Annotated in this window: 12 protein-coding genes, 1 tRNA gene and 1 pseudogene; 7 read left to right on the plus strand and 7 right to left on the minus strand. The window is 67.8% G+C overall.

All coding sequences use genetic code 11. The features are described 5' to 3' along the window. The first annotated feature begins 69 nt into the window (after positions 1–69). Positions 70–966 (plus strand): acyl-CoA thioesterase, encoded by an 897-nt coding sequence (locus A6I89_RS22940; RefSeq protein ID WP_044991070.1) that lies wholly within the window; start codon positions 70–72, stop codon positions 964–966. Positions 967–1,058: 92 nt separating this feature from the next. Further along, positions 1,059–2,912 (plus strand): ABC transporter ATP-binding protein/permease, encoded by a 1,854-nt coding sequence (locus A6I89_RS22945; protein WP_022596208.1) that lies wholly within the window; start codon positions 1,059–1,061, stop codon positions 2,910–2,912. Positions 2,913–2,981: 69 nt separating this feature from the next. Here the strand turns inward: A6I89_RS22945 and A6I89_RS22950 are convergent, their stop codons facing one another. The 4 genes from A6I89_RS22950 to A6I89_RS22965 form a co-directional block, all read right to left on the minus strand. Next, complete coding sequence (locus tag A6I89_RS22950; RefSeq protein ID WP_022596206.1) at positions 2,982–3,308, minus strand: transglycosylase family protein; 327 nt, start codon at positions 3,306–3,308, stop codon at positions 2,982–2,984. Positions 3,309–3,743: 435 nt separating this feature from the next. Beyond that, positions 3,744–4,403 (minus strand): cysteine hydrolase family protein, encoded by a 660-nt coding sequence (locus A6I89_RS22955; protein WP_005512881.1) that lies wholly within the window; start codon positions 4,401–4,403, stop codon positions 3,744–3,746. 93 nt (positions 4,404–4,496) lie between these two features. Next, positions 4,497–5,690 (minus strand): lipid-transfer protein, encoded by a 1,194-nt coding sequence (locus tag A6I89_RS22960; protein ID WP_013416167.1) that lies wholly within the window; start codon positions 5,688–5,690, stop codon positions 4,497–4,499. After that, entirely contained in the window at positions 5,687–6,139 is a 453-nt protein-coding gene (locus A6I89_RS22965) for a Zn-ribbon domain-containing OB-fold protein (protein ID WP_005512885.1), read from the minus strand. Before A6I89_RS22965 ends, A6I89_RS22960 begins: the two co-directional genes overlap by 4 nt. A gap of 348 nt (positions 6,140–6,487) precedes the next feature. Here A6I89_RS22965 and A6I89_RS22970 point away from each other — a divergent pair, with 348 nt between their 5' ends. Next, positions 6,488–7,387, plus strand: coding sequence for an alpha/beta fold hydrolase (locus tag A6I89_RS22970; protein ID WP_106852014.1), 900 nt, complete (start codon positions 6,488–6,490; stop codon positions 7,385–7,387). 363 nt (positions 7,388–7,750) lie between these two features. On the opposite strand, the gene A6I89_RS22975 is transcribed toward A6I89_RS22970, so the two are convergent. Continuing rightward, a tRNA-Leu gene (locus A6I89_RS22975) sits at positions 7,751–7,827 on the minus strand. 112 nt (positions 7,828–7,939) lie between these two features. Here A6I89_RS22975 and A6I89_RS22980 point away from each other — a divergent pair. Next, the gene (locus A6I89_RS22980; protein WP_022596204.1) at positions 7,940–8,560 is read left to right on the plus strand and encodes an ANTAR domain-containing response regulator; all 621 of its coding nucleotides are present in this window, start codon (positions 7,940–7,942) and stop codon (positions 8,558–8,560) included. Positions 8,561–8,641: 81 nt separating this feature from the next. Beyond that, positions 8,642–11,380 carry a DNA polymerase I gene (gene polA / locus A6I89_RS22985; RefSeq protein WP_044991068.1) on the plus strand — a complete coding sequence of 913 codons (2,739 nt, stop codon included), beginning with the start codon at positions 8,642–8,644 and terminating at the stop codon, positions 11,378–11,380. Positions 11,381–11,450: 70 nt separating this feature from the next. Here polA and trxA read toward each other — a convergent pair whose 3' ends face one another. Then, on the minus strand, positions 11,451–11,816 hold the full coding sequence (gene trxA / locus A6I89_RS22990) for a thioredoxin (protein WP_013416164.1): 366 nt from the start codon (positions 11,814–11,816) through the stop codon (positions 11,451–11,453). A gap of 137 nt (positions 11,817–11,953) precedes the next feature. After that, positions 11,954–12,483: pseudogene (locus tag A6I89_RS22995) on the minus strand (2'-5' RNA ligase family protein). A 43-nt stretch (positions 12,484–12,526) separates the two neighbouring features. Between A6I89_RS22995 and A6I89_RS23000 the strand changes: the two are divergent. Both A6I89_RS23000 and A6I89_RS23005 read left to right on the plus strand, forming a co-directional pair. Next, positions 12,527–13,600 (plus strand): isocitrate/isopropylmalate dehydrogenase family protein, encoded by a 1,074-nt coding sequence (locus tag A6I89_RS23000; protein ID WP_022596196.1) that lies wholly within the window; start codon positions 12,527–12,529, stop codon positions 13,598–13,600. 109 nt (positions 13,601–13,709) lie between these two features. Further along, entirely contained in the window at positions 13,710–14,582 is an 873-nt protein-coding gene (locus tag A6I89_RS23005; protein WP_022596194.1) for an ABC transporter substrate-binding protein, read from the plus strand. The last annotated feature ends 3 nt before the right edge of the window (positions 14,583–14,585 follow it).

A 14,585-nucleotide genomic window follows, 5' to 3' on the forward strand; every position in this document is an offset into this window, starting at 1 on the left:
GTAGGCTCGACCAACCTGATCCACGTGCACCGGATCGGGGAGGAAGACCACTAGCGAGGGGACGCGCACGTGAACGAAGTGGGGGCAGCGTTACGACCGACGCGCTCGGCCGATCTGGAGACGCTGCTGGTCCTCCTCGATCTCGAACAGATCGGGGAGGACACCTACCTCGGACAGCATCCCGAGCAGGTCGCCAGCCGGACGTTCGGCGGGCAGTTGGTCTCCCAGGCACTGGTGGCCGCGGGGCGCACGGTCGATGCCGGACGTCCCGTGCACGCCGTCAACGCCCACTTCATCCGCGGCGGCGACGTCAAGGCCCCGATCGAGTACCGCGTCGAGCGGCACCGCGACGGGCGGGCGTTCGCGAACCGTCAGGTGACCGCATACCAGAACGGGAACGTGGTGTTCTCGATGTTCGCGGCGTTCCAGGACTGGGGTGCCGGGCTCGAGCACAGTGTCGCGATCCCCGATGTCGACGGCCCGGAGCAGCTTCCTTCGCTCGGTGATCACCTGGCCGGCTACGAAGACCGCCTCCCGACGTTCGTGGGCGCGCTCAAACCGATCGAGATGCGCTACGCGAACGATCCTGCCTGGGTCCTCAAGGGCTCCGGTGAACGCCTCGAGCACAATCGGGTCTGGATGCGCACCGACGGGCAGCTCGGGGACGATCCCGGGGTGCATGCCGCCGCCCTCGCGTACTCGTCGGACACCACCGTCCTGGACTCGGTGCTCACCACCCACGGGCTGTCCTGGGGGCTCGACCGGATCGTCGCCGCGACCGTCAATCACTCGATCTGGTTCCATCGTCCGTTCCGGTTCGACGAGTGGGCGCTCTACGCGACGGAGTCTCCGGTCGCGGCCGGATCGCGTGGTCTCGCAACCGGTCGGTTCTTCACGCGCAAGGGTGAATTGATCGCAACGGTGGTGCAGGAAGGCGTCATTCGGCACTTTCCGGCCCGGCGTTGAGCCTGTTCGGCCATGACGGTCCGCGGCCCCACCGCGGTGGCTAGAATTCTGGTTCTCTGATCACGGCACGCCATCGGTGATGGGGGAGCCCCATGCGAGACGAACCGATCGACTGGAACCACGAGGCCGTGGCCAGTCTGTTGTGGACCTCCCGAGCATTCCTGATCGCGCTGGTCTGTTTCGTCGTGATCGGTGCGGTGCTGGCCCGGCGCACCGAATGGGGGCGCCAATTCTGGCGAATCACCGGGCCCTACTTCTCCAGTCGCGACAGCTGGCGGCCGTGGGCGCTGATCCTGGCGCTGTTGTTCCTGACGATTCTCGGTGTGCGGATCCTGGTCCTGCTCTCGTATCAGGGCAACGAGATGTACACCTCACTGCAACTGGTGGCGCAGGCGCTCGAGGCCGGTGACGCCGCGGCACTCGACGGTGCGAAGTCGATGTTCTGGCGTTCGATCGTGGTTTTCGCTGTGCTGGCCACCGTGCACGTGGTGCGGTCGCTACTGGCGCAGTACACCGGCCAGGCGCTCGAGATCTTGTGGCGCACGTGGCTCACCGACCGGGTCACGACCGACTGGCTCGACGGGCGAGCGTACTACCGAGGAAGATTCATCGACGGTTCGATCGACAACCCGGACCAGCGGATCGAGTCCGACATCACCGAAGTCGCGACGACGTCGCAGACGCTGTCGATGGGTTTGGTCAGTTCGGTGGTGTCGGTGGTGTCGTTCACCGGGATCCTGTGGGACCTGTCGGGGCCGATGAGTGTGTTCGGCGTGGAGATTCCGCGCGCGATGGTGCTCCTCGTCTACGTCTACATCCTCACGGCCACGGCGATCGCGTTCTGGATCGGCCGACCGCTGATCGGCCTGAGCTTCCTGAAGGAACGCCTGACGGCCAACTTCCGCTACGCACTCGTGCGTCTGCGCGACAGCGCGGAGAACGTCGCGTTCTATCGCGGTGAGGAAGTCGAAAGACAGGGCCTGCTCGGACGATTCGCCGCCGTCATCGCGAACGCGTGGCAGATCGTGTTCCGGACACTGAAGTTCAATGGATTCAATCTGGGCGTCAGCCAGGTTGCCGTCGTCTTCCCGATCGTGATCCAGGCACCGAGGTTCTTCGCCGGCACCATCACGCTCGGCGACATCACCCAGAGCGCGCAGGCATTCGGCCAATTGTCCGATGCGCTGTCGTTCTTCCGGCAGTCCTATGACCAGTTCGCGGTGTACCGCGCCAGTCTGATTCGTCTCGACGGGCTGCTGAGCGCCGACGAACGTTCCCGGCAGTTGCCCTCGATCCGGACCGAGGGTCGGGACCGGGTGGTGGACCTGGACAAGGTATCCGTGCGCACCCCGGACGGCAGACTGCTGATCGACACACTCGATCTGCGCCTCCTCCCCGGGGAAGCCCTACTGGTGAAGGGATCGTCGGGGAGTGGCAAGACGACGCTGCTCCGTACGCTCGCGGAGATGTGGCCGTTCGCCGCCGGCAGCGTGGCCCGGCCGGTGGGACCCGACGCACTCTTCCTGTCACAGCTACCGTATCTGCCGTTGGGGGATCTCCGGAGCGCCGTGGCGTATCCGGGCCACGTGCAGGACCTTTCCGACGACCGGATCGCCGCGGCGCTGCGCGACGTCCACCTGGGGAACCTCGTCGGACGACTCGACGAGCGCGCCGACTGGGCGAAGATCCTTTCCCCGGGGGAGCAGCAGCGCATCGCGTTCGCCCGCGTCCTGCTGATCAGGCCGCAGGTGGTGTTCTTGGACGAGGCCACGTCGGCCGTGGACGAGGGACTCGAATACTCTCTCTACCAGATGATTCGGGATCGAGTCCCCGACAGCATCCTGTTCAGTGTCAGCCACCGGAGCACGGTCGACCAGCACCACACCCGCCAGCTCGAACTGCTCGGGGGCGGGCCCTGGCGCCTGTCCGCGGTCAGCGTCGGCTGAGGCATCCCCACCGGAAGGGACCGTTCGTGCGCCCCGGGCGCACGAACGGCCCCTTCGCTCAGGTGTGCATCACAGGTACTGTCCGCACGACGGCCACGCTCCCGGGCCCGACGAGGCCAGCACACCCTCGGCGACCCGAATCTGTTCCTCGCGGGAATTGTTGTGCGGCAGACCGGAACCACCGTGAGCGCTCCAGGTGCCGGCACTGAACTGCAGGCCACCGTAGTAGCCGTTTCCGGTGTTCGCGGACCAGTTTCCGCCGCTTTCGCACTGCGCCACGGCATCCCAGTCGCCGGAGGCGGCGTGGGCCGTCCCGGTGCTGACGACGAGGGGCGCGGCGACGGCCGCGGTGGAGGCGGCGAGGCCGCCGAGCAAGCGTGTGATGGACTTCGGCATCGATGGTGTCCTCTCCGTACTGATGGTGAGGGTTCCGGCCGGCGCCGCACGAAGGGCGCCGACGGTGCGATCCCTCACGTCTGCCCTGGAGGTTGCCATTCCGATCCGGCGGGCAGTCCGACGGTGAAAGCGGATCGGCGGCGGGCTCTTTCGGTTCGAGCCGTGATCGACGCTAGGTGGGACTCTCCGTCACGTCACGGGTCTGTTTTCTGGTACGCATGTGCGTGTTCGGGGCGAGACTTCCACTGTCGGCCCAGGTGGGCGGGTGAAAACCGGCGGTCAGGCGGGGGCGCATTCGAGTACGGAATGTGACTAGGGTCACTGTCTGAAGGTGGCCCAGGTCACATTCGCTAGCCGCGCGAAACGCCCTCGTGACCCGATAGCGTGCGTCGGTCACGAACGGCATATGCGCCGCGACCCGAGCAAAATTGCTGGTCAGAAGGCTGACCGGAGCGCACCGCCGACTTCTGCTGCGGTCATGGGCACGACGCCGATGGACCGTGCGTCGGCCAGACGCTCGTCGCTCACCTGTGACGTCGCGTCGGTCACGAGCACTGTCCGCAGGTCGCGGCTGCTCGCGTCGAACAGGGTGGCCCGCGGGCAGTTCGGCAGGTTGCACCCCGCGACGACGATGGTGTCGACGCCCGCTCCTGCGAGATGGGCTTCGAGCCCTGTGCGGTGGAAGGCGCTCCAGCGTGGTTTCCACAGCGCGGCCTCCGCGTCGCCGAACGGCTGCAATTCACCACGCAGGAGAATGTCCGGATCGAGTTCAGGGGCTCCGTGCGGGAGCAGCTGGGGTGGGATTCGGGACCCCTCGGTGCCGGGGCGGACGATGCGGGCGTCGTCGCGCGTGACGGCGGTACGACGGACCGGATCCACGTCGTCGCCGTCGTAGATCCGGACCACGTGCACGATCGGCCGGTGCGCACGGCGGAAGGCCCCCACCAGCTCGACCAGCCGGGGAAGTACCGCCGTGGTGCCCGGCACCGGCAGCGGTCCGCCGTCGAGGAAGTCGTTCTGCACGTCGATGACGAGCAGTGCCGACGAGTCCAGGTGCGGCCGCACGTGCTCGTCGATGGCATCGAGGTCGGTCATCACTCGAACCTAGCTGGTGCACAGGGGCTTCGGGAAGAAGGAAGAGCTCCCGTCCGCGAGGGCGGGAGCTCTTCGAGACGACTTCTCCGAGGGTCAGACCGAGACGATCACCGACGAGCCGTGGCCGAACAGGCCCTGGTTGGCGGTGATGCCGACGCGGGCACCCTCGACCTGGCGGCCCTCGGCCTGTCCACGCAGCTGCCACGTGAGCTCGCAGACCTGGGCCAGTGCCTGGGCGGGGACCGCCTCACCGAAGCAGGCAAGGCCGCCGGACGGATTGACCGGGATGCGGCCACCGATCGTCGTGTCGCCGGCGCGCAGCAGGTGCTCGGCCTCGCCGCGCTTGCACAGGCCCAGGTCCTCGATCCAGTCGAGTTCGACGGACGTGGCGAGGTCGTAGACCTCGGCGACGTCGACGTCCTCGGGCGAGATGCCGGCCTCCTCGTAGGCGGCGTCTCCGATCGACTCCTTGAACGTGCGCTCCGGCGCGGGGACCGCGGACGCCGACTCCGTGGAGAAGTTCGGCATGTCCATGATCGTCTGCGGGAACGTGGGCGTGACCGTCGAAATCGCCTTGATACGAACAGGATCGACGATGCCCTTCTTGCGGGCGTACTCCATCGACGTCAGGATGATCGCCGCACCGCCGTCGGAGGTGGCGCAGATGTCGAGCAGGTGCAGCGGATCCGCCACCATCGGCGACGCGAGAACGTCGGCGGCGGCCACCTCCTTGCGGTAACGCGCGTACGGGTTGTTCAGGCCGTGCTTGGAGTTCTTGACCTTGACGGCCGCGAAGTCCTCGACGGTGGCGCCGTACAGGTCGATACGACGGCGGGCGTTGAGCGCGAAGTAGCCGGGATTCGTCATGCCCATCAGGCGGAAGCGCAGCCAGTCCGGATCGTCCCAGCGCTCACCGGCGTTGGGAGCCAGGAAGCCCTTGGGGGTGGTGTCGGCGCCGACGACCAGGGCCACATCGGACAGGCCGGCGAGGATGCGCGCACGAGCCGTGTCCAGGGCCTGTGCACCCGTGGCGCACGCCGCGTACGACGTCGCGACGCGGGCGCCGTTCCAGCCGAGGGCCTGTGCGAAGGTGGCACCCGCGACGTAGCCGCCGTAGCCGTTGCGGACGGTCTCGCCGCCGACGATCAGGTCGACGTCCTTCCAGTCGACTCCGGAGTCGGCGAGCGCGGCGCGGGCCGCGGCGACGCCGTACTTGACGAACGAGTGGCCCCACTTGCCCCACGCGTGCATGCCGACGCCGAGGACGGCCACATCGTTGTTGCTCATGCCTGTGCCCCGTTCTCTGCTGCCGCGAGCGGCTTCCAACGCCAGATGCTGCGGTCGCCCGACTCGTCCGTGTAGAGGGTCTCGACGACCAGCTCCACCGGGTTGCCCACCTTGAGGTCCGCGACGCCGAAGCCGTCGGCCACCTGGCCGAGGACGACGAGACCCTCGGGCAGTTCGACGGCGGCGAGCGCGAACGGCACGTACGGATCCGTCGTGGGGATGTACGGGGCCGGCGGCTTGTACTGCGCGTCGGTGTACGACCACACCTTGCCGAAGCGGGACAGCTCGACGTCGTCGAACTCCTCGCCGGAGCACGCCGGGTTCTTGCAGAAGGTGGTCTCCCGCGGGAACGAGATCGTGCCGCAGGACCGGCACTTGGTGCCGATCAGGGCCGGCTCCGGCCCGGTGGTGAACCAGCCTTCGACGGCCGGTGTGGCGGTGTCGCTCATGCAAACCTCATCTGCTTGTCGAGCCTGATCGGCCGGTCGAGTGGGTGACCGGCAAGAGAACGGGTTGCAGTATGGCATGAGTTAACTGATTCCCGACGTGCGATCCCATCCACCGGACGGCGGTGCGGCCTCGTGCCCGGCGGCGGGCCGCGGAACATGTCGAACGTCCGGCCAGCGGGACCGGGCGCGAAGAGTGACGCCCCTGCGAAGAAGACCAAACGACCGAAACGGACGACACGGGCCTACCTGGAGGAAGGCCGAAAACGGCGGGTCCGGGCCGTGCCGGCGAACACGCGTCGAATCCCGGCGGTGAAGTCCGTCACTGTCGGGCGACCGACCGTTATCGTGATGGCGACTCGTCGGAGGTGCGTTGTGCCCAGAGTGACTGTCAGGCCCGAGGATCGGGTGATCAGTCTGCGTGACGGTCGGTCGATGGGATTCGCCGACTACGGTCCCGCAGACGGCTTCGTCGTGGTCAATGCCCACGGGGGACTGTCCTGCCGACTCGACATCCGAGCCGCCGCCCCGGTCGCCGAGGCGGCCGGGATCCGCCTCATCTCACCGGATCGCCCTGGAATCGGGCTGTCCGATCCGAGCCCCGGACGGACAGTGCTCGACTGGGCGTCCGACGTCGAACAGCTGGCCGATCAGCTCGGCGTCGAGCGGATGGGCGTGCTCGGGTGGTCCATGGGCGGGCAGTATGCGGCCGCGCTCGGATACGCGCTGTCGTCCCGCATCAGTCGGATCGCGATCGTGGCGGGCGCGCTGCCGCTGACCGAGGCGGGGACGTTCGCGCGGTTGCCCCGGATCGATCGGCTGTTCACGCGGATGTCGGTGGGTTGTCCGGGGCTCGCGGAGGCGTCCTTCCGCGGTCTGTCGGTGCTCGCCCGAGCGATGCCGCGGCAGTTCGCGCGGATCTCGTCGCGCACGCTCGCCCCCGCCGACGCGGAGTTGGTCGACAGCGAACCGAGGGTGTTCGCGGCCATGATCGACGAGGGGCTCAGGAATCCGGCGGGCGTCGTCGAGGAATACCGGGCGTGGATGCGGCCGTGGGGCTTCGAGCCGGAGGATCTCGAGGTGCCGGTCGACGTATGGTGGGGCGACGCGGACCAGTTGATTCCGCGGGAATGGCCGGCCGAACTCGCGACGCGAATCCCGAAGTCCACGTTGAACATCGGGACGGGCGGCCACTTCATGGCGCACCTGCACTACCGGGCCATCCTCGACTCGCTCGCGGACGTCGCCTGAGGCGGAGAGCGTCGCGTCGGTCACTCGGGCCCGCCGGACACCGGTCGTCGATACGTGACTTCCTCCGGGAAATTGGTGGTCGAGGCCCGCACGTCGAGCGCGGTTACGAGTGCGTCGAGGCCGCGCGCGGCATTTTCACCATCGATTTCACACTTGTACGTAGTGGGCGCACCCGCAGAGTTGTGGCACTCTGGAGTTGCTCCTTTTGGTAGGGGAGACCGAGAAGGCCCCGGGATCGCGAGATCTCGGGGCCTTACTCGTAGGAATCACTCGTGGGAGTCGTCGATCGGAACCGTCGATCGACATCGTTCCCGGCGACACGCCGAGGTAGCCGAATGGTCCCGCCGAATTCCGGAAGTTGTGTGGTGCCCTCGGTGAGACTCGAACTCACACTGCACGGGTTTTGAATCCGTTTCCTCTGCCAATTGGGATACGAGGGCGTCCTGCGGGTTCCTACTCTAGAAGATCACGGAGCACAGTCAAACCACCGGTACCCTCGAAGCGTTCGCGCCCCGATTCGGCGGGCGCCGACCCCCGAGGAGACAGGTGACCATGAACGCTCCCGCCGCGCAGGGCACGGAACGACGGCCGCGGCGCGTGGTGGTGGCGGAAGACGAGGTCCTGATCAGGCTCGACCTGGTCGAGATGCTCCGCGAGGAAGGCTACGACGTCGTCGGTGAGGCCGGCGACGGCCAGCGCGCCGTGGAGTTGGCGGAAGAGCTCCGTCCGGACCTGGTGATCATGGACGTCAAGATGCCCCGACGCGACGGCATCGACGCCGCCTCCGAGATCGCCGCGAAGCGCATCGCGCCCGTGGTGATCCTCACCGCATTCAGCCAGCGCGAACTGGTGGAGCGGGCCCGCGACGCCGGTGCGATGGCGTACCTCGTCAAGCCGTTCTCGAAGTCGGATCTGGTGCCGGCAGTCGAGCTGGCGGCAAGCCGCTTCGTCGAGATCTCGCTGCTCGAGCGGGAGGTCGCGAACCTGTCCGATCGACTCGAGACGCGCAAGGTCATCGAACGTGCCAAGGGAATGCTGATGCAGTCACAGAACCTGTCGGAGCCCGAGGCGTTCAAGTGGATCCAGCGGGCCGCGATGGATCGCCGGACGACCATGAAGGCCGTCGCCGAGGTGGTCCTCGACACTCTCGGCGGAGGCAGTTCCCCCGCCTGAGCGGGTTTGCGGGGGTTCCGGTCGGCGACGCGCGGGGACGAGGGGCCGTGGTGTCGGCCCTCCTCCCTAGACTGGTCAACCGTGAGCCCCGCAACCACGTCCTCGTCCACCACTCCCGCTACCGCCGACGCGTCCGGTTCCGACCGCCCGACGTTGATGCTCCTCGACGGGCACTCGCTGGCGTACCGCGCGTTCTTCGCCCTGCCGGCCGAGAACTTCAAGACGCAGAGCGGTCAGGCCACCAACGCGGTCTACGGGTTCACGTCCATGCTCATCAATCTTCTGCGCGACGAGCAGCCCACGCACGTGGCCGCCGCATTCGACGTCTCCCGGCAGACGTTCCGCGCCGAGGCGTTCCCGGAGTACAAGGCCAATCGCAGCAAGACCCCGGACGAGTTCAAGGGGCAGGTCGAGATCACCAAGGACGTCCTCGCGGCGATGGGCATCCCGGTGATGGCGATCGAGGGATTCGAGGCCGATGACGTCATCGCCACCCTCACCACGCAGGCCACGGCGCTCGGCTACCGGGTGCTGGTCGTGACGGGCGACCGCGATTCGCTGCAGTTGGTCACCGACGACGTCACGGTGCTCTACCCCCGCAAGGGTGTCTCGGATCTGACGCGCTTCACTCCTGCGGCGGTCGAGGAGAAGTACGGCCTCACCCCGCAGCAGTACCCCGACTACGCGGCGCTGCGCGGCGACCCGAGCGACAACCTGCCCGGCATCCCCGGTGTCGGGGAGAAGACCGCGGCCAAGTGGATTCGTGAGTACGGCTCCCTCGAGAACCTCGTCAACGACGTCGACAAGGTGCGCGGCAAGGTGGGGGATGCATTGCGCGCCAACGTCAACAGCGTGCTCCTCAATCGGCACCTCACCGAGATGGTGCGCGACGTCGCGGTGCCCTACACGCCGGACCAGTTGGCGCTCGCGCCGTGGGACCGCGAGCGTATCCACGCGCTGTTCGACGACCTCGAGTTCAAGGTGCTGCGCGACCGGTTGTTCGCGACCCTCAGTTCCACCGAACCCGAGGCCGAGGAAGGCTTCGAGGTCAGCGGACGGGCTCTCGCGCCGGGTGAGGTCGCGGCGTGGATCGCCGAACATGCGTCCACCGGGGAGCGGCACGGGCTCTCCGTCGTCGGCACCACCACTCCCTACGGCGGTGACGTGACCGCCGTCGCGATCGCGGCGCCCGACGGCGAGGGGGCCTACATCTCGACCACGACGGCGACGCCGGAGGACGAGGCGGCACTCGCGGACTGGCTTGCGGATGCCGGCCGGCCCAAGGCGCTGCACGAGGCGAAGCGGGCGATGCATGCGCTGCGCGGACGCGGCTGGACGTTGGCGGGTCTCACCAGCGACACCGCACTCGCCGCGTACCTCGTGCGTCCCGGCCAGCGGAGCTTCAACCTCGATGATCTGTCGCTGCGCTACCTCAAGCGCGAGCTTCGGGTGGAAGAGTCCGGCCAGCAACAGCTTTCGCTCCTCGACGACGAGGATGCGGCCGACGCGGAGGCGGCCGAGGGTGAGATCCTGCGTTCGCGGGCGGTCCTCGATCTCGCCGCGGCGCTCGACACCGAACTCGCCGACATCGAGGCCACCGGCCTGCTCGCGGACATGGAACTGCCGCTGCTCGAGGTGCTCGCCAACCTCGAGTCGACGGGCATCGCGGTCGACACCACGCATCTGCACGACCTGCAGTCGGCGTTCGCCGCGCGCGTCGCCGAGGCGGCCGAGGCTGCCTACGCGGTGATCGGCAAGCAGATCAACCTGGGTTCGCCGAAACAGTTGCAGGTGGTGCTGTTCGACGAACTCGACATGCCGAAGACCAAGAAGACGAAGACTGGATACACCACCGACGCCGATGCGTTGCAGTCCCTGTTCGAGAAGACGCAGCACCCGTTCCTCGAGCACCTGCTCGAGCACCGCGACGCGACGCGGCTCAAGGTGACGGTCGACGGTCTGCTCAAGACGGTGGCCGAGGACGGACGGATCCACACCACGTTCAACCAGACCGTGGCGGCGACCGGACGACTGTCGTCGACCGAGCCGAACTTGCAGAACATTCCGGTTCGCACCGACGCGGGCCGTCAGATCCGCGACGGGTTCGTCGTCGGCGAGGGCTACGAGACGCTGCTGACCGCCGACTACAGCCAGATCGAGATGCGCATCATGGCGCACCTGTCCGGTGACGCGGGGCTGATCGAGGCGTTCATCACCGGCGAGGATCTGCACAGCTTCGTCGGCTCGCGCGCGTTCGGTGTACCGATCGAGGAGGTCACGCCGGAACTGCGGCGACGCGTGAAGGCGATGTCGTACGGTCTCGCCTACGGGCTGAGCGCGTTCGGGTTGGCGGCGCAGCTGAAGATCTCCACCGAGGAAGCCCGTCAGCAGATGGACGCGTACTTCGCACGCTTCGGCGGGGTCCGCGACTACCTCCACGAGGTCGTCGAGCAGGCCCGCAAGGTGGGTTACACCGAGACCCTGTTCGGCCGTCGGCGTTACCTGCCGGACCTCAACAGCGACAACCGTCAGCGTCGGGAAGTGGCCGAGCGCGCCGCTCTCAACGCGCCCATCCAGGGCACCGCTGCCGACATCATCAAGGTCGCGATGATCGACGTCCAGCGCGCACTCCGCGAGGCCGGGCTGGCGTCGCGGATGCTCCTGCAGGTACATGACGAACTCGTCCTCGAGGTCGCCGCGGGCGAGCGTGAGCGGGTCGAGCAGCTGGTTCGCGAGAAGATGGCGGCGGCGATCGATCTGTCGGTGCCGCTCGAGGTGTCGGTGGGCACGGGACGCAGCTGGGACGCCGCGGCGCACTGACCGTGCAGGGAAACGCCGGGCGCACCCGATCGGTGCACCCGGCGTTTCCGTCTCTCGTGGCGTGCCGGGGTCAGTTCCCCGTCTGCGATGCGATCTCCGCGCGGACCGCGTCCATGTCGAGCGCCTTGACCTGGGTGATCAGGTCTTCGAGCGCGGCCGGCGGCAGCGCACCCGCCTGGTTGAACACGAGCACGCCCTCGCGGAACGCCATGATCGTGGGAATCGAGCGGATCCCGGCGCCGGCGGCGAACTCCTGCTCGGCCTCGGTGTCCATCTTGCCGTGCACGACGTCGGGGTGCTTCTCCGACGACGCATCGAACGTCGGCGCGAAGTTGCGGCACGGGCCGCACCACGACGCCCAGAAGTCGACGAGCACGATGTCGTTGTCCTCGACGGTCTGCTTGAAGTTCTGCTGGGTGAGGGTCTGGGTAGCCACGAAGGGTCCTTTCGGGGGAGTCGTCATCGATATCCGCTGACTCGGGATATCCGCTGATTGGCCGGTACAACGCTCCGTCGGCCCGAATTCTTCCGGATCGCGAAACACGCCCGGCCGCCGCGGTCTGTTTCCACTGCTCAAGGGTGACGTGTGATTCGCCACTCACGTTTGTCGTCGGAGTCCCACCGCCGGATTCCCGCCGAGGTGCCGACCACGTCGCGACTACCGGCACGCGTGACGACGACGGCGGTACCGAGATCGGTGGACTGGATGCGGCGCGCGACAGCGTGACGTGCGGCGTCCACTCGCCGGGCACGATGTGCGGGGGCACCCCTTCGCAGTCCGCGATCAGCTCGTAGACGATCCGCTGCAGTGTGAGGAGTTCCGTGGTCGGGACCACCAGCCGCGCCAACGTGAGCCGCCGGCCACCGAACACCACGACGCCGCCGAGCCGGATCGGGAGTGGGGCCGACGGAAGTTCCCGCACCAGCGCGTCCTCGATGTCGTCGGGGATATGGCTGGCCACCCCCATCGTGACGTGCGGCCGGTTCGACTCCGCGGTGATGCGGTCCTGGCTGGGCAGGCGCGCGGACGAGAGCCGGCGCCATTCGGCACGCACGGTTGCGTCGATGTCGGGGTCGAGCAGCAACTCCACGGACTGGACCATCGTGAGTAATGATTGTCGCGTGGGGAGCGTCAGCACAGGAGATTTGCGGAATCTGCGTCTCGGTTCGTTGCAGGGCGACGGCATCGGACGGGAGATCGTGCCCGCCGCCCGGGACGTCGTGGACGCCGCGATGTCGGCCGCAGGGCTTCCGGAGGTCGAGTGGGTGCCACTGCCGATCGGGCTCGACGCGATCGAGTCGCACGGGTCACCGATGCCGGAGAGCACCCTCGTCGCCCTGGCCGAACTCGACTCGTGGATCCTCGGCCCGCACGACAGCGCGTCCTATCCGGACCCGTTCCAGATGCAGCTGACCCCGGGCGGCACGATCCGCAAGCGCTTCGACCTGTACGCCAACATCCGGCCGGCGCGGGCCCTGCCCGGCGTACGCGCGGTATCGCCGCGCATGGATCTGGTCATCGTCCGGGAGAACACCGAGGGCTTCTACGCCGACCGCAACATGTTCGTGGGCAGCGGTGAGTTCATGCCTACCCCCGATGTGGCGATGGCCGTCGGCGTGGTGACTCGACAGGCGTGTGAACGCATCGCCCACACCGCCTTCGGGCTCGCGATGCGCCGGCGCAAGCGGGTCACCGTGGTGCACAAGGCGAACGTGCTGGCCACCACCACCGGTCTGTTCCGCGACGTGTGCCGAGACGTCGCCGCGCACTATCCGGACGTCCGCCTGGACGACGAGCACGTCGACGCGATGGCCGCATACCTGGTGCGGCGCGGGGAGGACTACGACGTCGTCGTCACCGAGAACATGTTCGGCGACATCCTGTCCGATCTCGCCGCCGAGTTGTCCGGATCACTCGGGACCGCCGCCTCGATCAACGCGTCCGAGACGAAGGCGATGGCGCAGGCCGCGCACGGTGCGGCCCCGGACATCTCGGGCCGCAACCGCGCGAACCCCGTCGCGCTCTTCCTGTCGGCCGCGATGCTTCTCGACTGGATCTCGGCTCGCCGCAGCGAACCGGCGTTCGCCGCCGCGGCCGAGCGCATCCGTAGTGCCGTCGAGCGAACCGTGGAGTCGGGCGTCGCCACTGCCGACCTCGGTGGGCTGGCGTCGACCAGCGAGTTCACCGAGACCGTGATCGCCCGGGTGTTCCGGCGGTGATCGCGGACCGCGTTCGCTACCTGCACCGCTCAGGCAGTAGTGTGTCCCGGGTTCGCCGGTCGGGAAACGGAGGTTCGAGGCGCGCGTGTTCGCTCGATTCGCAAGGTGCGTGACCGCTGCCGTCGCGACATCCGTCTTGGCCTTCGGGGCCGTGGGATGTGTCACGAACGACGAGGGGTTGGTTCCGGTCCTGCCGGACATCGACGTGCAACGGGTCGCCGCGATCGCCGACCAGTTGCCCCCGGACGTCGCAGCCTCCGGCGAGCTTCGTATCGGCACGAATCCGCCCTATGCCCCCAACGAGTTCAAGGACGAGTCGGGAGCGATCGTGGGCTTCGACGTGGACCTGATGGAGGCAGTGGGCGCGGTCCTCGGCCTGACGCTCGACCTCAAGCAGACCGATTTCGACAAGATCATCCCGGCCGTCCAGGCCGGGACCCTCGACCTCGGTATGTCGTCGTTCACCGACACCCTCGAGCGTGAGAAGAGTGTCGACTTCGTCACCTACTACAGCGCCGGAGTGCAGTGGGCGCAGCGGGCGGGCGACGACATCGACCCGGACGATGCGTGCGGCCTGCGCGTCGGGGTGCAGACCACCACGATCGAGGACATCGACGAGGTGCCCGCGAAGAGCGCGGCGTGCGTCGCGGCCGGGAAGCCCCCGATCCGCAAGATCAAGTACGACAGCCAGGACGACGTGGCGAACGCCCTCATCCTCGGGCGGGTGGACGCGCTGTCGGCCGATTCGCCGGTGACCGCGTACGCGATCAAACGCAGTGACGGCCGCATGGTGCCCGCGGGCGGTGTGTACGACGCCAGTCCGTACGGATGGGTGGTCGCGAAGGGTTCGCCGCTCGCCCCGGTGCTGCAGCAGGCGGTCCAGTACCTCATCGACGGCGGTCAGTATCAGGCCATCGCCGAAGCATGGGGTGTCGAGGCGGGGATGATCGACACATCGGTCGTCAACGGCGCAACGAACTGAACA

The organism is Prescottella equi, assembly GCF_002094305.1.
In the GTDB taxonomy this organism is placed as follows: Bacteria; Actinomycetota; Actinomycetes; order Mycobacteriales; family Mycobacteriaceae; genus Prescottella; species Prescottella equi.

Coding starts and splice junctions, on each gene's coding strand:
- A6I89_RS22945 (WP_022596208.1), top strand. CDS start 1,059: ATGCGAGACGAACCGATCGACTGGAACCACGAGGCCGTGGCCAGTCTG.
- A6I89_RS22950 (WP_022596206.1), bottom strand. CDS start 3,308: ATGCCGAAGTCCATCACACGCTTGCTCGGCGGCCTCGCCGCCTCCACC.
- A6I89_RS22955 (WP_005512881.1), bottom strand. CDS start 4,403: ATGACCGACCTCGATGCCATCGACGAGCACGTGCGGCCGCACCTGGAC.
- A6I89_RS22960 (WP_013416167.1), bottom strand. CDS start 5,690: ATGAGCAACAACGATGTGGCCGTCCTCGGCGTCGGCATGCACGCGTGG.
- A6I89_RS22965 (WP_005512885.1), bottom strand. CDS start 6,139: ATGAGCGACACCGCCACACCGGCCGTCGAAGGCTGGTTCACCACCGGG.
- A6I89_RS22970 (WP_106852014.1), top strand. CDS start 6,488: ATGGCGACTCGTCGGAGGTGCGTTGTGCCCAGAGTGACTGTCAGGCCC.
- A6I89_RS22980 (WP_022596204.1), top strand. CDS start 7,940: ATGAACGCTCCCGCCGCGCAGGGCACGGAACGACGGCCGCGGCGCGTG.